The organism is Caballeronia catudaia (genome assembly GCF_001544755.2).
GTDB classification, from domain to species: Bacteria; Pseudomonadota; Gammaproteobacteria; order Burkholderiales; family Burkholderiaceae; genus Caballeronia; species Caballeronia catudaia.
The window spans coordinates 139,639-158,781 of record NZ_FCOF02000007.1; the positions used below are offsets into that span (position 1 = coordinate 139,639).

Annotated in this window: 17 protein-coding genes; 1 reads left to right on the forward strand and 16 read right to left on the reverse strand. The window is 61.9% G+C overall.

What is annotated here, in order from left to right:
* Positions 1-63 precede the first annotated feature (63 nt).
* The 12 genes from phoR to AWB75_RS38435 form a co-directional block, all read right to left on the reverse strand.
* The gene (phoR, locus tag AWB75_RS10145; RefSeq protein WP_061123954.1) at positions 64-1,377 is read right to left on the reverse strand and encodes a phosphate regulon sensor histidine kinase PhoR; all 1,314 of its coding nucleotides are present in this window, start codon (positions 1,375-1,377) and stop codon (positions 64-66) included.
* 64 nt (positions 1,378-1,441) lie between these two features.
* Positions 1,442-2,143, reverse strand: a complete 702-nt coding sequence (phoB, locus tag AWB75_RS10150; RefSeq protein ID WP_008342029.1) for a phosphate regulon transcriptional regulator PhoB — start codon at positions 2,141-2,143, stop codon at positions 1,442-1,444.
* 62 nt (positions 2,144-2,205) lie between these two features.
* Entirely contained in the window at positions 2,206-2,910 is a 705-nt protein-coding gene (phoU, locus tag AWB75_RS10155; protein ID WP_061123955.1) for a phosphate signaling complex protein PhoU, read from the reverse strand.
* Between the two features lie 49 nt (positions 2,911-2,959).
* On the reverse strand, positions 2,960-3,838 hold the full coding sequence (pstB, locus tag AWB75_RS10160) for a phosphate ABC transporter ATP-binding protein PstB (protein WP_061123956.1): 879 nt from the start codon (positions 3,836-3,838) through the stop codon (positions 2,960-2,962).
* A 15-nt stretch (positions 3,839-3,853) separates the two neighbouring features.
* Positions 3,854-4,741 carry a phosphate ABC transporter permease PstA gene (gene pstA, locus AWB75_RS10165; protein WP_061123957.1) on the reverse strand — a complete coding sequence of 296 codons (888 nt, stop codon included), beginning with the start codon at positions 4,739-4,741 and terminating at the stop codon, positions 3,854-3,856.
* Positions 4,741-5,724, reverse strand: coding sequence for a phosphate ABC transporter permease PstC (pstC, locus tag AWB75_RS10170; RefSeq protein ID WP_061123958.1), 984 nt, complete (start codon positions 5,722-5,724; stop codon positions 4,741-4,743). Before pstC ends, pstA begins: the two co-directional genes overlap by 1 nt.
* Before the next feature lie 128 nt (positions 5,725-5,852).
* A complete protein-coding gene (gene pstS, locus AWB75_RS10175; RefSeq protein ID WP_061123959.1) occupies positions 5,853-6,884 on the reverse strand; it encodes a phosphate ABC transporter substrate-binding protein PstS in 1,032 nt (343 codons plus the stop codon).
* Positions 6,885-7,108: 224 nt separating this feature from the next.
* Positions 7,109-8,470 carry a phosphoglucosamine mutase gene (gene glmM, locus AWB75_RS10185; protein ID WP_061123960.1) on the reverse strand — a complete coding sequence of 454 codons (1,362 nt, stop codon included), beginning with the start codon at positions 8,468-8,470 and terminating at the stop codon, positions 7,109-7,111.
* A gap of 116 nt (positions 8,471-8,586) precedes the next feature.
* Entirely contained in the window at positions 8,587-9,387 is an 801-nt protein-coding gene (folP, locus tag AWB75_RS10190; RefSeq protein ID WP_061123961.1) for a dihydropteroate synthase, read from the reverse strand.
* A gap of 262 nt (positions 9,388-9,649) precedes the next feature.
* Positions 9,650-11,536: an ATP-dependent zinc metalloprotease FtsH gene (gene ftsH, locus AWB75_RS10195; protein ID WP_061123962.1), complete on the reverse strand. Its 1,887-nt coding sequence runs from the start codon at positions 11,534-11,536 to the stop codon at positions 9,650-9,652.
* A 184-nt stretch (positions 11,537-11,720) separates the two neighbouring features.
* Entirely contained in the window at positions 11,721-12,383 is a 663-nt protein-coding gene (locus AWB75_RS10200; RefSeq protein ID WP_061123963.1) for an RlmE family RNA methyltransferase, read from the reverse strand.
* Positions 12,323-12,613, reverse strand: coding sequence for a hypothetical protein (locus tag AWB75_RS38435; RefSeq protein ID WP_235012053.1), 291 nt, complete (start codon positions 12,611-12,613; stop codon positions 12,323-12,325). The genes AWB75_RS10200 and AWB75_RS38435 overlap by 61 nt, the downstream gene beginning before the upstream one ends.
* Before the next feature lie 66 nt (positions 12,614-12,679).
* On the opposite strand from AWB75_RS38435, the gene AWB75_RS10210 reads away from it, so the two are divergent.
* The gene (locus AWB75_RS10210; RefSeq protein WP_061123965.1) at positions 12,680-13,219 is read left to right on the forward strand and encodes a YhbY family RNA-binding protein; all 540 of its coding nucleotides are present in this window, start codon (positions 12,680-12,682) and stop codon (positions 13,217-13,219) included.
* A 58-nt stretch (positions 13,220-13,277) separates the two neighbouring features.
* On the opposite strand, the gene AWB75_RS10215 is transcribed toward AWB75_RS10210, so the two are convergent.
* The 4 genes from AWB75_RS10215 to carA all read right to left on the reverse strand — a co-directional run bounded on the left by AWB75_RS10215 (position 13,278) and on the right by carA (position 18,800).
* The gene (locus AWB75_RS10215; protein ID WP_061123966.1) at positions 13,278-13,793 is read right to left on the reverse strand and encodes a DUF4149 domain-containing protein; all 516 of its coding nucleotides are present in this window, start codon (positions 13,791-13,793) and stop codon (positions 13,278-13,280) included.
* Positions 13,793-14,269, reverse strand: coding sequence for a transcription elongation factor GreA (gene greA, locus AWB75_RS10220; protein WP_061123967.1), 477 nt, complete (start codon positions 14,267-14,269; stop codon positions 13,793-13,795). The genes AWB75_RS10215 and greA overlap by 1 nt, the downstream gene beginning before the upstream one ends.
* Before the next feature lie 112 nt (positions 14,270-14,381).
* The gene (carB, locus tag AWB75_RS10225; protein WP_061123968.1) at positions 14,382-17,636 is read right to left on the reverse strand and encodes a carbamoyl-phosphate synthase large subunit; all 3,255 of its coding nucleotides are present in this window, start codon (positions 17,634-17,636) and stop codon (positions 14,382-14,384) included.
* Positions 17,637-17,657: 21 nt separating this feature from the next.
* Complete coding sequence (gene carA, locus AWB75_RS10230) at positions 17,658-18,800, reverse strand: glutamine-hydrolyzing carbamoyl-phosphate synthase small subunit (RefSeq protein WP_061123969.1); 1,143 nt, start codon at positions 18,798-18,800, stop codon at positions 17,658-17,660.
* Positions 18,801-19,143: the final 343 nt, after the last annotated feature.

Below are 19,143 nucleotides of genomic sequence, written 5' to 3' on the forward strand. Positions count from 1 at the left end.
TGTTTTTTCTTTCGTTGGGATCAACCGAAACCGAAAGCGAAAGAACAAAAAGCAAAAACCGATTCAAGCAGCCAACGATTTCCTCAAAGCCGTCCGCGAAGCGGGAAATCTCACGATGAACGTGCTCCCCCTCCCAACTTCACTCTTGACATCAAGCTCGGCACTATGCCGCTGCAACACATGCTTGACGATGGCCAAACCCAACCCCGTTCCACCGGTATCCCTCGACCGACTCCGATCGACGCGATAAAACCGCTCCGTCAACCGCGGAATATGCTCCGCAGGAATCCCCAGCCCACTATCCCGCACCGTGAACACCGCACGATCCTTCATGCGCTGCCATGAAACTTCGATCGCCCCGCCGTCCGGCGTATAACGCACCGCATTCGTGACGAGATTGCCAAGCGCGCTCATCACCTCCGTCTCCGCGCCCGCGACGGTCAACGCATCGTCGCTATGAAATGAAATCCGATGCCGCCCGCTAGAAAGACTATTGGCATCGTCTTCGAGATGACGCATCACCGCGCGCATGTCGAGCAGCTCATCGCCCGGAGGACGCATATCGCCCTCGAGATTCGCAAGCACGAGCAGATCGCGCACGATGTTCTGCATGCGCGACGCCTGCTGCTCCATCATGTCGAGATATCGCATGCGGTCGATTTCATCGAGCGGCAACTCACGCATCGTTTCGAGAAAGCCGGAAAGCACCGTGAGCGGCGTCTTCAACTCATGCGAGACATTGGCGACGAAATCGCGACGCATCGAATCCGTGCGCTCCAGCTCGGTGATGTCCTGCGTAAGAACGAGCTTGCGATTCTCGCCGTACGGAAACACCTGCACCGACACCGTGTACTTGCGATGCACGCCCATGCCGCGCATCACGAGCATCTCTTCATAGTGGTGCGCGTTCAGGTAACGGACGAAATCCGGGTTGCGGACGAGATGCGTGATGTGCTGACGCAAGTCGCGCTTCGCGTCCAGCCCGAAATGCTTCTCCGCGATGTCGTTGCACCACTCGATCTGATCGTGATCGTCGAGCATCGCGACGCCGTTTGGCGAGGCCTGGATCGCCTGAATGAAGCGCGCATGCTGCTGCTCGACCTGACGCACCTGCGCGTGCCAGCGCTTCGCGAGCTTGTGCAGACGGTAATAGATTTCGCCCCAGATGCCGAGCGCGCTCGGCACCTCGCCGTAGACCGGCGCTTCGAGCAGACGCCACAGGCGCTGCATGTGATACGTGACGAAGAAGCCCTGCACGACGAGCATGAGCACCGCGAAAGCGAGCGCCACGCGCACGCCCGCGAATGCGCCGATCGCCGCGCACAGCGCGGCGAGCAGCGCAAGGGACACGATGGCGCGCGTCCAGATGATGTTCATGTTGTCGGTGAGTCTGAGTGACGTTGATGCGGCAAATTAAAGCGGATAACGTTGAAAACAGAACTCAGGCGCTCTTTGCAAGCCGATATCCACTGCCGCGCACCGTTTCGATCATAGCATCGCAACCCGCCGGCTTGAGCGCGGCGCGCAGGCGCTTGATATGCACATCGACCGTGCGCTCCTCGACGAACACGTGATCGCCCCACACCTGATCCAGCAATTGCGTGCGGCTATGCACGCGCTCCGGATGCGTCATGAAAAAATGCAGCAGACGGAATTCGGTCGGACCGAGATCGAGCTTGATGTCATTGCCCGAATGACTCGCCGCCACGCGATGCGTCGCCGGGTCGAGGCGCAGGCCGTTGATCGCGACCACGTCTTCCGTCAGTTGCGGCGCGCGGCGGCGCAGAACCGCCTTGATGCGCGCCATCAGTTCCTTCGGCGAAAAAGGCTTCGTGACGTAATCGTCCGCGCCGATCTCGAGGCCGAGCACCTTGTCCTGCTCGTCGCCGCGCGCCGTCAGCATGATGATCGGGATATGCTTCGTGCGCTCGTTGTTGCGCAGCTCGCGCGCGAACGCGATGCCCGACTTGCCCGGCAACATCCAGTCGAGCAGCACGAGATCGGGCAACACGTCGCTGATCAGGTTTTGCGCCTGCTCGGCGTTATACGCGCGAATGGGGCAATGTCCCGCATGCTGAAGATTCACCGAAATCAGTTCGGAGATCGCGGGTTCGTCTTCGACGACGAGGATACTGCTGGGCATCGGCACCTCTTGACCTTTTGCTTGAAGTTAAAACGATTGCGCTCGGCCGAAATCAGTTGAAATCAACTCAGCGCCTCGCGCTCGAGCTGGTCGCGCGAGATGTGACGCACGTCCGTGCCCTTCACGATGTAGATGATGAATTCGGCGATATTCTTCGCGTGATCGCCGATGCGCTCCACCGCCTTCGCGATGAACAGATAGTCGAGGCCCGCCGAAATGGTGCGCGGATCTTCCATCATGTACGTCACGAGCTTGCGCACGAAGGCGCGGAATTCATCGTCGATGGCCTTGTCGTCGCGCACGATCTGCGCTGCGGCGACCGTGTCGAGACGCGCGAACGCATCGAGCGCGCGGCGCAGGATCGACACCGCCATCTCGCCCGAAAGCTTGATCTCGGCGATGTTTACCGTGCGGCCCGCGCCGTCTTCGTTGATGCGCTTCACGCGCTTCGCGATCTTCTCCGCTTCGTCGCCGGCGCGTTCGAGGTTCGTGATCGTCTTCGAGATCGCCATGAGCAGACGCAGATCACGGGCGGCCGGCTGACGGCGCGCGATGATGTTGCTGCACTCCTCGTCGATCTCGACTTCCATCGTGTTCAACCGCACTTCGGCCGCGATCACCTGATCTGCGGTGTCGATGTCGAACTCGTTCAACGCCTGCATCGCGGAGATGATCTGCGACTCGACCAGACCGCCCATTTCCAGCACTTTCGACGACACCGCGTTGAGGTCGGCGTCGAACTGGCTCGAAAGATGTTTATCGGACATATTTGCTCCTTAAGCCTTTCTGTTTCACCTGGCTGACAAATCAGCCGAATCAGCCGAAGCGGCCCGTAATGTAGTCTTCCGTTTCCTTGCGGGCCGGCTTGATGAAGATCTTTTCGGTATCGCCGAACTCAATCAATTCACCGAGGTACATATAGGCAGTGTAGTCCGAACAGCGCGCCGCCTGCTGCATGTTATGCGTGACGATCACGACGGTGTAATCGCTCTTCAATTCGGCGATCAACTCTTCGATGCGGCCCGTCGAAATGGGGTCGAGCGCCGAGCACGGCTCGTCGAGCAACAGCACTTCCGGACGGATCGCGATGCCGCGCGCAATGCACAGACGCTGCTGCTGGCCGCCCGACAGACCGTAGCCGCTCTGCTGCAGCTTGTCCTTCACTTCCGTCCAGAGCGCGGCTTTCGTGAGCGCCCATTCGACGCGGTCGTCCATTTCCGAGCGCGACAGCTGCTCGAACATCTTCACGCCGAACGCGATGTTGTCGTAGATCGACATCGGGAACGGCGTCGGCTTCTGGAACACCATGCCGACGCGCGCGCGCAGCAGCGAAATGTCCTTCGTGGTGTCGAGCAGGTTGACGCCATCCATCAGGATTTCGCCTTCCCCGCGCTGCTCCGGATAAAGCGCGTACATCTTGTTGAAGGTGCGCAGAAGCGTCGACTTGCCACAACCCGAAGGACCGATGAAGGCCGTGACCTTCTTCTCCGGAATGCGCAGGTTGATGTTCTTCAGCGCGTGATACTTGTTGTAGAAGAAGTTGAGGTTCTTCACCTCGATCTTCGGCTTGATGGAATCCGCCGGCTGCGAGCTGTGCGTCGGGCGCACGCTTCCCGGAACCGGGCCGCGTTCGACCGGCTTGTCATCGGCAGTCTTCGAATTCAGGTGCTTGACACCACTATCGACCGTATTCATGGAATCACTCAGCCCTTATTTCTTCGAGAAGATCGCGCGCGCCAGGATATTCAGACCCAGCACGCCGAGCGTAATCAGGAACACACCGGCCCACGCGAGCGATTGCCACTGCGGGAACGGACTCATCGCGAACTTGTAGATCGTCACCGGAAGATTTGCCACCGGCTGATCGAGGTTCCACGAGAAAAATTGATTCGACAGCGCCGTGAACAGAAGCGGCGCGGTTTCGCCGGCGATCCGTGCGACCGCCAGCAACACACCCGTCACGATGCCCCCGATCGACGCCTTCAGCGTGATCGACATCACCATCTTCCACTTCGGCGTGCCGAGCGCGAACGCGGCTTCACGCAGCGCATTCGGCACGAGCTTCAGCATGTTTTCGGTCGTACGGATCACGATCGGAATCTGCAGCAGCGCCAGCGCGATCACGCCGGCCCAGCCCGAAAAGCGGCCCATCTTCGAGACGACCAGCGCATACACGAACAGACCGACGACGATCGAAGGCGCCGACAGCAGAATGTCGTTGATGAAGCGCGTGATATTGGCGAGCCAGCGCTTCTGGCCGTATTCGGCGAGATACACGCCCGCGAGAATGCCGAGCGGCGTGCCGACGAACGTCGCGAGCACGACGAGCATCAAAGAGCCGACGATCGCGTTGGCGAGACCGCCGCCATCTGTGTTCGGCGGCGGCGTCGACTGCGTGAACAGATCGACCGACAGACCGCCGATGCCGAGCTTCAGCGTCGTGTAGAGAATCCATACGAGCCAGAGAAGGCCGAAGGCCATCGCGGCGAGCGAAAGCGTGAGCGCGATTGCATTGGTGCCGCGGCGGCGGCTTTGCAGCTTCCGGCGCGTGGCCTGCACGCGATCCGGATCCTGATTGAAGGCAGCGGGACGGCTCATTATTTACTGCCCTCCCCGCGTTCCATGCGAATCAGCATGATCTTCGAAATCGCGAGCACGAAGAACGTGATCACGAAGAGAATGAGACCGAGTTCCATCAGCGCCGACGTATGCAGGCCCGGACTCGCTTCCGCAAATTCGTTCGCGAGCGCCGACGTGATGCTGTTGCCGGGCGAGAACAGCGAGACGTTGTCCAGCAGGTTCGTGTTGCCGATGACGAAGGTGACCGCCATCGTTTCGCCGAGCGCGCGACCGAGGCCGAGCATGACGCCGCCGATCACACCGGCGCGCGTATAGGGCAGCACGATCTTCCATATCACTTCCCACGTCGTGCAGCCGATGCCGTACGCCGATTCCTTCAGCAGCACGGGCGTGACTTCGAACACGTCGCGCATCACGGACGCGATGTACGGAATGATCATGATCGCGAGAATCACGCCGGCGCACAGGATGCCGATGCCGATCGGCGGGCCCTGGAAAAACATGCCGATGACGGGCACGTTGCCGAGCAGCTTGCCGAGCGGCTTCTCGAAGTATTCGGCGAAGATCGGCGCGAACACGAGCAGGCCCCACATGCCGTACACGATCGACGGAATCGCCGCGAGCAGCTCGATCGCAACGCCGAGCGGACGGCGCAGCCAGGCGGGCGACAGCTCCGTCAGAAAGAGCGCGATGCCGAAGCTCACCGGCACCGCGATGATGAGCGCGATGATCGAGGTCGCGATGGTGCCGTAGATCGGCACGAGCGCGCCGAAGCTTTCGCTGGGTGGATCCCACTCCGCGCGCCACAGGAACGAGAGCCCGAATTTCTGGATGGTGGGCATCGACGCGACGAGCAGCGAAACGATGATGCCGCCAAGCAGAAGCAGCGTGATGACGGCCGCCAGCCGCGTCACGCCGCCGAAAATGATGTCGCCGATACGGCTTGGCGCGCGCTGGGTATGCGCTGCCGGCACCGCCGACGAGAGATTGATGTCCGACATGGGAGCCTTGGGTTCGCTACGTGTCAGACCGCGCGGCGGCCCCTGGCTCGCCGCGCGGCTTTCTTTTGCTGCGTTGCTGTCTTTCGAATCAAAAGCTTAGGACAGTTTCAAACGACTGCTCTTTGCGCTTATTCAGCAACCGACTTGCCCGCTGCGTCCTTCACCTTCGCCTTCCATTGCGTCTTGATTTCGGCAACGACCGAATCCGGCAGCGAGATGTAGTCGAGATCGTTCGCAGCCTGGTTGCCGTTCTTGAACGCCCAGTCGAAGAACTTCAGCGTTTCCGTGCCTTGCTGCGGCTTTTCTTGCGTCGCGTGCAGCAGGACGAAGGTCGCGCCGACGATCGGCCATGCGTTCTGGCCCGGCTCGTTCGTCAGGATCTGATAGAACGACTTCGACCAGTCCGCGCCCGCTGCGGCGGCCTTGAATGTGTCGGTCTTCGGCTCGACGACCGTGCCAGCCGAGTTCTTCATGCCGACGTAGGTCATCTTGTTCTGCTTCGCGTACGCCCACTCCACGTAGCCGATCGCGCCCGGCAGACGCTGCACGAATGCCGCGACGCCGTCGTTGCCCTTGCCGCCCGTGCCCGTCGGCCAGTTCACGGTCGAGCCTTCGCCGACCTTCGACTTCCACTCCGTGTTCACCTTCGACAGGTAGTTCGTCCAGATGAAGCTCGTGCCCGAGCCGTCAGCGCGGCGCACCACGGCGATGTCCGTGTCCGGCAGCTTGACCTTCGGATTCAGCGCGGCGATCGCCGGGTCGTTCCACTTCTTGATCTTGCCGAGGTAAATGTCGCCGAGCACCTGGCCCGACAGCGTCACTTCACCCGCCTTCACACCCGGCACGTTGATGACCGGCACCACGCCGCCGACCACCGTCGGGAACTGGAACAGGCCGTCCTTCGAGAGTTCGTCGTCTTTCAGCGGAGCGTCGGAGCCCGCGAAATCCACGGTCTTCGCGATGATCTGCTTGATACCGCCCGACGAGCCGATGCCTTGGTAGTTGACCTTGCCGCCGCCGCTTTTCTGGTAGGCATCAGCCCACTTGGTGTAGATCGGGGCTGCGAAGGTACTCCCCGCGCCGGTGATATCGGCTGCTTGCGCGGAGATGGCGAACACTGCACCAATCAGGCCGGCCAGCGCGGTTTGCATCAATTTCATTCTTAACCTCCAGGGTTGTGAGCGTGCGTCGCGTGAGTGTGAGACGACACCGCGAAATATAGGAGGTGTCCGTGACAGTAATATGACTAATCGTGAAGCAAACATGTCAGTTTTCTTGCGTGCTGAAAGTTTGAAGCCGCCCGATCTGTCAATCGCTCGATGCCAATAAAAAAAGCGGGCCGAAGCCCGCTTTTCGCGCAGTACTGATGAAATTCGGTAAACGCCTACGAAGTCGCATCCTTTACGACCTGCGCAATCGTTTCTGCGTACCGAACCGCATCCTGTTGCGCCGACGCTTCCACCATCACGCGCAGGACCGGTTCAGTTCCCGACGCGCGAATCAAGACCCGGCCGTGCGATTGGAGGGAACGCTCGGCTTGCTCTACGGCGCGGCGAATCGCGTCGCTGGCTTTCCAGTCGGCGCCCGCGTTCATGCGCACATTGATCAGCTTCTGCGGGAAAAGGCTCACGCCTTCGAGCAGTTCGGCGAGCGACTTGCCGCTGCGCTGGATCGCCGCAAGCACCAGAAGCGCCGAGACGATGCCGTCGCCGGTCGAATGACGGTCGAGCGACAGGATGTGGCCGGAGCCCTCCGCGCCCAGTTGCCAGCCATTTTCGCGCAGCTTTTCGAGCACGTAGCGATCGCCGACTGCCGCGCGCACGAACCGCACGCCCACCTCTTTCAACGCCACTTCGACGGCCATGTTGGTCATCAGCGTGCCGACCGCGCCATCCACCTTGCCGTCGGTCGCAATACGATCCTTCACCAGCACGTAGAGCAGCTCGTCGCCGTTATAGAGGCGGCCCGTCGAATCGACGATCTGCAGGCGGTCCGCGTCGCCGTCCAGCGCAATGCCGATGTCTGCCTCGTGTTCGAGCACGGCGCGCACGAGCGCATCGGGCGCGGTCGCGCCGACGCCGTCGTTGATGTTGAAGCCGTTCGGCGACACGCCGATCGACACGACTTCCGCGCCTAGCTCATGAAACACATGCGGCGCGACGTCGTACGCGGCGCCGTGCGCGCAGTCGATCACGAGCTTCAGCCCGCGCAGGTCGAAGTTCGCGGGAAACGTGCTCTTGCAGAACTCGATGTAGCGGCCGCCCGCATCGTCCAGGCGCCGCGCCTTGCCAAGGCGTTCGGACGGGGCGCATTCCATCGGCTGCTCGAGCTGGCGCTCGATTTCGAGCTCGACTTCGTCGGGCAGCTTGTTGCCGTCGGCCGAGAAGAATTTGATGCCGTTGTCGTTGTACGGATTGTGCGACGCGCTGATCACCACGCCCGCCGACAGGCGCAGCGCGCGCGTCAAGTAGGCGACGCCCGGCGTCGGCATCGGGCCGGCCAGCATCACGTCGACGCCCGCCGCCGAGAAACCCGACTCCAGCGCCGCTTCCAGCATGTAGCCCGACACCCGCGTGTCCTTGCCGATGAGCACCGTCGGGCGGTTGCCCTTTTTCTGCAGCGCGCGATCCGCGCCCGCGAGCACCTTGCCCGCGGCGTATCCGAGCCTGAGTACGAAGTCTGGCGTGATCGGCGCGACGCCCACGCGCCCACGGATGCCATCCGTTCCAAAATATTGACGTGCCATTATCGCTTGCCCTCCTCGCGGGACATACGGCTGCGGGTATCGACCCGCGGCATAGTGTTGATCATTTATATTGGCGCGCGCGCCTGCACCGGGAGCATCCCTAATGGCGCCAAGGCTCAATGATGCCTATTAACGTCTGCTTGTTTTGTGGCTTGCCAGACCTTCAGCGCATCGACCGTTTCGGCGACATCATGCACGCGGAGGATCGCCGCGCCACGTTCCGCCGCGCAGACGGCGGCGGCGACGCTCGCCGCGAGCCGCTCCCCAGCATTGCGTCCGGTGATGGCGCCGAGCATGGATTTGCGCGACATCCCCGCGAGCAACGGGAAATTCGCCCCCGCGGGCTGGGTCGCGGCGAGATGCGCGAGCAATTGGTAATTATGCTCGACCGTCTTTCCAAAACCATAGCCCGGGTCGAGACTGACGCGCGCGGCGGAGATACCGGCCTGCGTGACCGCGGCGACGCGCTCCGCGAAGAACGCGCGTATGTCGGCGACGACATTCGCGTACATCGGCTCATGCAGTTGCATCGTGCGCGGCTCGCCGAGCATGTGCATCACACACAGGCCGCAGTTGCGGTCCTTCACGGCATCGAGCGCGCCTTCCCGACGAAAGCCCCAGATGTCGTTGATCATGTCCGCGCCGGCATCGAGGACAGCGTGCATCACCGCCGGCTTGTACGTATCGACGGAAAGCGGCACCTGGACGTTACGCAAAGCCTCGACGATCGGCACGACGCGCGCGAGTTCTTCTTCGAGCGGGACGGGCGGTGCGCCGGGACGCGTGGATTCGCCGCCGATATCGACCATGTCGGCGCCGTCGGCGATCATCTGCTCGGCACGTACAAGAGCGGCGTCGCGCGAAATGAAGCGCCCGCCGTCCGAGAACGAATCAGGCGTGACGTTGAGAATGCCCATGACGAGCGGGCGTTCGAAGGTCAGCGTGAAGCGCCCGCAATGGAGCGGCGCTGCTGAAGACGGGGGTGAGGTCGGAGTGATCAAACGAGTCGTACGCAGGAAGGAATTCGCGGAGCGGCGGAGAAATGTCTGATGCGGGTCGGGTTCGAAGCAAATCCGGCGCTGGCGAGCGCGACCTTCAGCATCTCATTAAAACGCGGGCCGTAAATGGAAAATGGGCCGGCGTGCTTTGCACACCGGCCCATGAACGGACGCAGGCAACTCAGGCCGTAGCGGGCGCGTTGCCCGGCTTGACCTCGGTGCCGCTGCTGCCGCCCGGAGGCGTATCGCCCGACGGAGGCGGCATGTTCTTCGGCGGACGCGGCGGACGATCCGCCATGATGTCGCTGATCTGGTCCGCATCGATGGTTTCCCATTCGAGCAGCGCCTTGGTCATCGCCTCGACCTTGTCGCGGCTGTCTTCCAGCAGCTTGCGGGCGAGCGCGTACTGCTCGTCGAGTATGCGGCGGATTTCGGCGTCGACCTTCTGCTGCGTCGCTTCCGACACCGACTTCGCGCCCATCTTGCCGAACATGCCGTTTTCTTCGGTATCGACGTAGACCATCGTGCCGAGCACATCGGACATGCCGTAGCGGGTCACCATGTCGCGCGCCATCTTGGTCGCGCGCTCGAAGTCGTTCGAAGCACCGGTCGACATGGAGTTCAGGAACACTTCCTCGGCTGCGCGGCCGCCGAACAGGATCGCAATTTCCTCGAGCATTTTGTCGCGATAGAGGTTCACGCGGTCATGCTCCGGCAACTGCCACGTGACGCCCAGCGCCCAGCCGCGCGGCATGATCGTGACCTTGTGCACCGGATCGGCATGCGGGAGCAGCTTCGCCACCACCGCGTGGCCTGATTCGTGGTACGCCGTGTTGCGACGCTCTTCCTCGCGCATCACCGCCGACTTGCGCTCCGGACCCATGAAAATCTTGTCCTTCGCGTCCTCGAAATCCTGCATCTCGACGATGCGCTTGCCGCGACGTGCCGCGAACAGCGCTGCCTCGTTGACGAGGTTCGCGAGATCCGCGCCGGAGAAGCCCGGCGTGCCGCGCGCGATGACCGATGCGTCCACGTCGTTCGCGATCGGCACCTTGCGCAGGTGCACCTTCATGATGTGCTCGCGGCCGCGGATGTCTGGCAGACCGACATACACCTGACGGTCGAAACGGCCCGGACGCAGCAGCGCCTTGTCGAGCACGTCCGAACGGTTCGTTGCCGCAATCACGATGACGCCGGAATTCGCCTCGAAGCCGTCCATCTCGACGAGCATCTGGTTCAGCGTCTGCTCGCGCTCGTCGTTGCCGCCGCCCATGCCGGCGCCGCGATGACGGCCGACCGCGTCGATTTCGTCGATGAACACGATACACGGAGCGTGCTTCTTCGCCTGCTCGAACATGTCGCGGACACGCGCCGCGCCCACGCCGACGAACATTTCCACGAAATCCGAACCCGAAATGCTGAAGAACGGCACTTTCGCCTCACCGGCGATGGCGCGCGCCAGCAGCGTCTTGCCGGTACCCGGAGGGCCGACCAGCAGCACGCCGCGCGGAATGCGTCCGCCCAGCTTCTGGAACTTCTGCGGATCACGCAGGAAGTCGACCAGTTCCGACACTTCTTCCTTGGCTTCGTCGCAGCCCGCGACGTCGGTGAAATTGATTGCGTTGTTGTTTTCGTCGATCAGCCGCGCGCGCGACTTCCCGAACGAGAACGCCCCGCCTTTGCCGCCCCCCTGCATCTGCCTCATCATGTAGAACCAGAAGCCGATGATCAGGATCGTCGGTCCGAGGTAGTACAGCGCGGAGACGAGCGCATTCGGTTCATCGTCAGCTTTGCCGCTGACCTGAACGCCGTATTTCATCAGATCGCCGACCATCCAGATGTCGCCGGGCGACACGATCTGGTATTTCTGGCCGTCGTTCGGAGTGACCGTGAGATTGCGGCCCTGAACGGTGACATTCTTAACCTTGCCGTTCTTCGCGTCGTCCATGAACTGCGAATACGACACACCTTCCTGGACGCGGGGCTTGTCGAACTGCTTGAACACCGTAAACAGCACCAGTGCGATCACGAGCCACACTGCCGCTTTAGAGAACATATTGTTGTTCAAAGCACCACTCCTCACTCATAGACGGGCGCCTACATAAACCTTGCGACGCCACCAAAGCATTCTAATCCAGACCGCTAACCCCTGCCATAAGGTTTACCTACCGCACAAATAGCAGCGGACGGGTCTTTTTCGGCATAATCCGCGAAAATATCGCCGATTCTCGCCGAATCGCTTAAGCGGGCATTCAGTTCGGCCGCTTGAGTCCCCGCCCGAGGATGAAAGTCTCCGACGATTTGTCGCGAGACGCCTTGGGCTTGCGCGGCGCTACCACTTTGAACTGGTGCTTGAACTTCTCCACGATCTGGCTATAACCGCTTCCGTGAAAACATTTGACCAGCAGCGCTCCCTCCGGTTTCAGATGGTTCTGCGCGAACTCCAGCGCCAGATCGCAAAGATGCTCGATACGCGCGGCATCCGCACTCGCTACGCCTGAGAGGTTGGGGGCCATGTCCGAAATTACAAGGTCCACCTGCCGCTCGCCGACAATTTCGTCGAGCTGCGCGAGCACGTCGTCCTCGCGGAAGTCGCCCAGGATGAAGTCGACGTCCGCGATTGGTTCCATCGGCAGAATGTCCAGCGCGATGATCGTGCCGTCGATGCCGCCCTCCCGCTCCGTGTTGCGCTTCGCGCCCCGCGCAAGTTTGTTGCGCACGTACTGGCTCCAGCTGCCGGGCGTCGAGCCGAGATCGACGATCACCTGCCCCGGCTTGATAAGCTTGTCCTGCTCGTCGATCTCCTTCAGCTTGTAAGCGGCGCGCGCGCGGTAGCCTTCGCGCTGCGCCATCTTCACGTAGGGATCGTTGATGTGGTCGTGCAACCACGATTGATTGAAACGGTTCTTTGCCATTCAACTAAGCTCAATTGACGCGCTCCTGGCGCGCCCGGTGCGTATTTTGCTGCATCGCGTGATGCTTTTAGCGGATAATACGCGTCTTGTCGGCCGGACCGGTCATCGGGCGCTTGCGCGCGTCGAAACCCGGCATCCGGCCAGTTCTGTTTCTGATGGGCGGCGGCGCGGTCGACCCATGCGCCATGAATCTGGCGCGAACCGTGCGTTTCGCGTTCGAGCGTGTTCAAACCGCCTCGCGAGCACGCCGCGCTCATTTCATGCCGCCCACATTTTAGTCGAGTCCCGAATTTCTCATGCCAGCTATTAATCTCTCCCCCGCCGAGCGTTCCGATTTGCGCTCCCAGGCCCATGCGCTCAAGCCCGTCGTGCTCGTCGGCGCGGAGGGTCTGACCGATGCCGTGCTGAAAGAGATCAACGTCCACCTGGAAGCGCATCAACTCATCAAAGTCCGCGTGTTCGGCGACGAACGCGAGGCGCGCGTCGAAATCTATGACGAAATCTGCGATCGCCTGAACGCGGCGCCCATCCAGCATATCGGCAAGCTGCTGGTGATCTGGAGACCCGAGGGCGCCGCGCCGAAGAGCCGCACCACGCGCACCCGCAGCACCATGCCGCCGAGCGCGGGCGAAGCCGCCGATGACCGTCCGGCCAAGGGCCGCGCGCCGCGCACCGTCAAGGCGGTAAAGATCACGCGCGATGCGCCCGCCTTCAAGAAGCCCAAGAAGCAGACGCTGAAAGTGCTCGGCAACGAGCGTGTGACGGCTGGCGGGAACGTGAAGCGCGCAAAGAAGCGTCAGTCGAGCGCAAAGCGCCAGCACCAGGCCGTGAAATAAGCCAACGGCGCGTGCGTTCTCAATGGAACTCGCGCGCCGTCCAACTACAAGCAAGAAATCAGCTTCGCGCCCGTTTCGCCGCCACCTTGGCCGATTTGCTCTTCGGCACGATCTTGGTTGGCGCCGCGCCCGGCAGGCGCCACACCAGCGCAATGCCGAACAGACATTCGATCAGATAGATCGCGGTCGATATGCCGTGCAGAATGCCGAACTCCCTCGCATACGGCGAGCTCGCGAGATCGGTGCCCGCCTCCTGCGCCGCCATGCGCAGCGAGTTCATGAACGGCTGAAGCGCAAAATATCCGATCAGCACGCAGACGAGCATCGCCGCGACGATCCAGCGCACGCGTTTGTAATCGACGATGCCGCTTTTCACGAAGCGATTGCCGATGAGGATCAGCACGAGCGCGCTGATCACGCCGATGATCGCCTCGATCCGGAAGAACTGTGCCGCCACCGAGCCCGCCGTGGTGCGGTCGAGCATCGAAAAGAGAACCGGCGCGCCAATGAGGCCGAGGGTCAGCAAGCTGCCGACCCAGACCATGCTGACAGTGCGAAAGAGCCGGTGCTCCATCAGACGTAGCGAACCGCGATAATTTCGTATTCGCGTGCGCCGCTCGGTGCCTGCACCGACGCCACGTCGCCTTCCGACTTCGCGATGAGCGCACGCGCGATCGGCGAACTCACCGAAATAAGACCGTGGTCGATGTTCGCTTCGTCATCGCCGACGATCTGATACGTCACCGTATTGCCCGACTCCAGATCTTCGAGTTCCACCGTTGCGCCGAACACGACGCGGCCTTCGGCCTCAACCTGCGTCGGGTCGATCACTTGGGCAGCGGCCAGCTTCGACTCGATTTCCGCGATGCGGCCCTCGATGAAACCCTGCTTTTCTTTCGCGGCATCGTATTCCGCGTTTTCGGACAAATCGCCTTGGGCGCGCGCCTCCGCGATCGCAGTGATGACCGCCGGACGCTCCACGGCCTTCAGGCGTTGCAATTCGTCGCGCAGCAACTCCGCGCCGCGCTTCGTCAAAGGAATCGTGCTCATAAACCACTCACAAACAATTTCGTCAAAAAAATTACCGCGGTTAAGCGCATCTCCCGGTAAAGGAGACGCCGCTTAACCGCGGCTCGTGTTGCTTGAACCAGTAATCGAAGCCTTAGTTTAGGCGAGCATGCAAGCCTTGTAAATCATAGACTTCCAAATCCCGGAGATACCGCAGCCCTTCGACCGCCGCGCGCGCGCCGGACATCGTCGTATAGTACGTGACCTTGTTGGCCTGCGCGCTCATGCGGATCGAGCGCGAATCGGCGATTGCCGCGCGCGTTTCGTCGACGGTCGTGAAGACCAGCGCGATTTCGCCGTTCTTGATCATGTCGACGATGTGCGGCCGGCCGTCTTTCACCTTGTTGACGACCTTCACAGGCACACCCGCCGCCGCGATCGCCGCTGCCGTGCCCTTCGTCGCGACGATCGGATAGCCGAGCTCGTGCAGCATCTGCGCGACTTCGACGGCCTTCGGCTTGTCGGCGTCCATTACGGTCAGGAGCACCGTGCCCGATTCCGGCAAGCGCGAGCCCGCCGCCAGTTGCGACTTGAAGAGCGCTTCGCCGAACGTGCGGCCCACGCCCATCACTTCGCCGGTCGAGCGCATTTCCGGCCCGAGCACCGGATCGACCGCCGGGAATTTGACGAACGGGAACACCGCTTCCTTCACGCTGAAGTACGGCGGAATCACTTCCTTCGTGATGCCTTGTTGCTTCAGCTTTTGACCGACCATCGCACGCGCCGCGATCTTCGCGAGCGGCAGGCTCGTCGCCTTCGACACATACGGCACCGTGCGCGATGCGCGCGGATTCACTTCCAGCACGTAGATGATGTCGTTCTTCGAGCCGTCATTCTGCGGGACTTGCTGGATCGCGAACTGCACGTTCATCAGACCGACGACGTTCAGCGCCTTCGCCATTGCGGCAGTTTGTCGCTTCAGCTCGTCGACGGTTGCCTGCGACAGCGAGTACGGCGGCAGCGAGCACGCCGAGTCGCCCGAGTGCACGCCCGCCTGCTCGATGTGCTCCATCACGCCGCCGATGAAGACATCGTCGCCATCGGAGATGCAGTCCACATCGCATTCGATCGCGTCGTTCAGGAAACGGTCGAGCAGCACCGGCGAATCGTTCGACACCTTCACGGCCTCGCGCATGTAGCGTTCGAGGTCGCGCGGTTCGTGGACGATTTCCATCGCGCGGCCGCCCAGCACGTACGACGGACGCACGACCAGCGGATAGCCGATTTCTTCCGCGAGCTTCAGCGCTTCGTCTTCGGCGCGCGCGGTGCGGTTCGGCGGCTGACGCAGATCCAGATCCTTCAGCAGCTTCTGAAAACGCTCGCGGTCTTCGGCGGCGTCGATCATGTCCGGCGACGTGCCGATGATCGGCACGCCGTTCGCCTCCAGGTCGAGCGCGAGCTTGAGCGGCGTCTGGCCGCCGTACTGCACGATCACGCCGACCGGCTTTTCCAGATCGACGATTTCGAGCACGTCTTCCAGCGTCAGCGATTCGAAGTACAGCCGGTCCGACGTGTCGTAGTCGGTCGACACGGTTTCCGGGTTGCAGTTGACCATGATGGTTTCATAGCCGTCCTCGCGCATCGCGAGCGCGGCGTGCACGCAGCAATAGTCGAACTCGATGCCCTGTCCGATCCGGTTCGGCCCGCCGCCGAGCACCATGATTTTCTTTTTGGTCGTAGGATTCGCTTCGCACTCTTCTTCGTACGTCGAGTACATGTACGCGGTCTTCGTCGCGAACTCGGCCGCGCACGTGTCGACGCGCTTGTACACCGGGCGCACCTTCAGCTCGTGGCGCTTCTTGCGCACATCGGCTTGATTCGAGCCGGTCAGCTTCGCGAGACGGCGATCCGAAAAACCGCTCTTCTTCAGATACAGCAGTTCGTCGCGCGTCAGGCTCGCGAGCGTGCGGCCTTCGAGCGCCTTTTCCTTCAGGATGATCTGCTCGATCTGCGCGAGAAACCACGGATCGATCGATGTCTCTTCGAAGATCTCGTCCATCGTCAAACCGAGACGGAACGCATCGCCGAGATACCAGATGCGATCCGGACCCGGCTCGCCAATTTCGCGGATGACTTCGTCGCGGCTCGTGGTCTTTTCATCGAGACCGTCGACGCCCACTTCCAGACCGCGCAGCGCCTTCTGGAACGATTCCTGGAACGTGCGGCCCATCGCCATCACTTCGCCGACGGACTTCATCTGCGTCGTTAGGCGCGAATCGGCCTCGCGGAATTTTTCGAACGCGAAGCGCGGCACCTTCGTCACGACGTAGTCGATCGTCGGTTCGAACGACGCCGGCGTCTGACCGCCGGTAATTTCGTTCTTCAGTTCGTCGAGCGTATAGCCGCATGCGAGCTTCGCGGCGACCTTCGCGATCGGGAAACCCGTCGCCTTCGATGCCAATGCCGACGAGCGCGACACACGCGGATTCATCTCGATGACGACCATGCGGCCGTCGTTCGGGTTGATCGCGAACTGCACGTTCGAGCCGCCGGTATCGACGCCGATCTCGCGCAGCACCGCGAGCGACGCGTTACGCAGCACTTGATACTCTTTGTCGGTGAGCGTCTGCGCCGGCGCGACGGTGATCGAATCGCCGGTGTGCACGCCCATCGGGTCGAGGTTTTCGATCGAGCAGACGATGATGCAGTTGTCCTTCTTGTCGCGGACGACTTCCATCTCGTACTCTTTCCAGCCGAGCAGCGATTCCTCGATCAGCAGTTCGCGTGTCGGCGAAAGATCGAGACCGCGACGGCAAATCTCTTCGAACTCTTCCTTGTTGTACGCGATGCCACCGCCCGAGCCGCCCAGCGTGAACGACGGGCGAATGACGGTCGGATAACCGCCGCTGCCCGTTGCTTCCGCGATCTGCGCCTGAACGGCGAGCGCTTCTTCCATCGAATGCGCGATGCCCGACTTGGCCGAACCGAGGCCGATCTTCGTCATCGCGTCCTTGAACTTCTGGCGGTCTTCCGCCTTGTCGATCGCTTCCGGCGATGCGCCGATCAGCTCGACCTTGTACTTCTCCAGCACACCGTGATGGAAGAGATCGAGCGCGCAATTGAGCGCGGTCTGTCCGCCCATCGTCGGCAGGATCGCGTCCGGGCGCTCCTTCGCGATGATGCGTTCGACCACTTCCCACGAGATCGGCTCGATATACGTGACGTCGGCCGTGTTCGGGTCGGTCATGATCGTCGCCGGATTGCTGTTGACGAGGATGACCTTGTAGCCTTCCTCGCGCAGCGCTTTACAGGCTTGCGCGCCCGAATAGTCGAACTCGCACGCCTGGCCGATGATGATCGGGCCCGCGCCGATGATGAGGATGCTCTTGATGTCTGTGCGCTTCGGCATAACTGTGCTCTGTGGTGTTCTTTAAGCGGCGACTTTCGCCGACTCCATCAGCTTGATGAAGCGGTCGAACAGATACGCGATGTCGTGCGGGCCAGGCGACGCTTCCGGGTGACCCTGGAAGCAGAACGCGGGTTTATCCGTGAGCGCGAAGCCTTGCAGCGTGCCGTCGAAAAGCGAGACGTGCGTGACTTTCGCGTTGGCGGGCAGCGTCGATGCATCGACGGCGAAACCGTGGTTCTGCGACGTGATGACGGCACGCCCGTCTTCCATGTCCTTCACCGGATGGTTCGCGCCGTGATGGCCGGTCTTCATCTTCATCGTCTTGGCGCCGACGGCGAGGCCCATGATCTGATGGCCGAGACAGATGCCGAAGGTCGGAATGCCGCGCTCGATGAACTCACGCGTCGCGCGAATTGCGTAGTCGCACGGTTCCGGATCGCCGGGACCGTTCGACAGGAAGATACCGTCCGGATTGAGCGCGAGCGCGTCGGCGGCCGAAGCTTCCGCCGGCAGCACCGTGACGTGACAGCCGCGCTCGGCCAGCATGCGCAGAATGTTGAACTTGACGCCGTAATCGAACGCGACGACGCGGTACTTCGGCGCTTCCTGCTTGCCATAGCCGCTGCCCAGACGCCATTCGGTCTGCGTCCACTCGTAGGGCTTTTCCGTCGATATGACTTTCGCGAGGTCCATGCCCGCGAGGCCGGGGAACGAGCGCGCGAGTTCGAGGGCCTTCGCTTCGTCGTCGGAACCGGCGAGAATGCAGCCGTTCTGCGCGCCCTTCTCACGAAGAATGCGCGTGAGCTTGCGCGTGTCGATGCCCGCGATCGCGGCAATGCCTTGCGCCTTCAGATAGTCGGCAAGCGTCTGCTCGGAACGGAAGTTGGAGGCAAGCACCGGCAGGTCGCGAATGATGAGACCGGCGGCATGGACTTGGGTGGCTTCGACATCTTCGGCGTTCACGCCGTAGTTGCCGATATGCGGATAGGTCAGCGTGACGATCTGGCGGGCGTAGCTCGGATCGGTCAGGATTTCCTGATAGCCGGTGATGGCGGTGTTGAATACCACTTCGCCGATCGTCGAGCCGGGCGCGCCGATCGACTGACCACGAAAGACCGTGCCGTCGGCAAGTGCGAGCAGTGCGGGGGAAAATGACGGCAACACGGGAAGCTCCTTGGGAACACCCTGTTACCGACCTGTCTGTCCGAAATTTCGGCTTGGCCTCCCGCCGCTCGAAGAACGCGGGTTTCCTTGGCGCATGGCTGACGGCGGCGTCGCGAAGCGCGCATCGCGGCTCGAACCGGCACGCTCTGGGCGGCAACGGAGTCTTCAAGCAGGCGATGGGCGGCGTGCGGCGCGCAGTTGATGCGCAGCGAACGACGGTGAATGGGAGGTAGGCGCTAGGGTGCGGGTTGATGTGCTCAAACCTTTGAATTATAGCGTGAAAACGTCGCATTCGCCAGATTTGAGAAACGTCCGCTTGCAGAGCGCCATCGCGCCGCGTCCT

Excerpts from the sequence above, each read along its gene's own strand:
- phoR (WP_061123954.1), bottom strand. The coding sequence starts at position 1,377 with ATGAACATCATCTGGACGCGCGCCATCGTGTCCCTTGCGCTGCTCGCC.
- phoB (WP_008342029.1), bottom strand. The coding sequence starts at position 2,143 with ATGCCCAGCAGTATCCTCGTCGTCGAAGACGAACCCGCGATCTCCGAA.
- phoU (WP_061123955.1), bottom strand. The coding sequence starts at position 2,910 with ATGTCCGATAAACATCTTTCGAGCCAGTTCGACGCCGACCTCAACGCG.
- pstB (WP_061123956.1), bottom strand. The coding sequence starts at position 3,838 with ATGAATACGGTCGATAGTGGTGTCAAGCACCTGAATTCGAAGACTGCC.
- pstA (WP_061123957.1), bottom strand. The coding sequence starts at position 4,741 with ATGAGCCGTCCCGCTGCCTTCAATCAGGATCCGGATCGCGTGCAGGCC.
- pstC (WP_061123958.1), bottom strand. The coding sequence starts at position 5,724 with ATGTCGGACATCAATCTCTCGTCGGCGGTGCCGGCAGCGCATACCCAG.
- pstS (WP_061123959.1), bottom strand. The coding sequence starts at position 6,884 with ATGAAATTGATGCAAACCGCGCTGGCCGGCCTGATTGGTGCAGTGTTC.
- glmM (WP_061123960.1), bottom strand. The coding sequence starts at position 8,470 with ATGGCACGTCAATATTTTGGAACGGATGGCATCCGTGGGCGCGTGGGC.
- folP (WP_061123961.1), bottom strand. The coding sequence starts at position 9,387 with ATGGGCATTCTCAACGTCACGCCTGATTCGTTCTCGGACGGCGGGCGC.
- AWB75_RS10200 (WP_061123963.1), bottom strand. The coding sequence starts at position 12,383 with ATGGCAAAGAACCGTTTCAATCAATCGTGGTTGCACGACCACATCAAC.
- AWB75_RS10210 (WP_061123965.1), top strand. The coding sequence starts at position 12,680 with ATGCCAGCTATTAATCTCTCCCCCGCCGAGCGTTCCGATTTGCGCTCC.
- AWB75_RS10215 (WP_061123966.1), bottom strand. The coding sequence starts at position 13,793 with ATGGAGCACCGGCTCTTTCGCACTGTCAGCATGGTCTGGGTCGGCAGC.
- greA (WP_061123967.1), bottom strand. The coding sequence starts at position 14,269 with ATGAGCACGATTCCTTTGACGAAGCGCGGCGCGGAGTTGCTGCGCGAC.
- carB (WP_061123968.1), bottom strand. The coding sequence starts at position 17,636 with ATGCCGAAGCGCACAGACATCAAGAGCATCCTCATCATCGGCGCGGGC.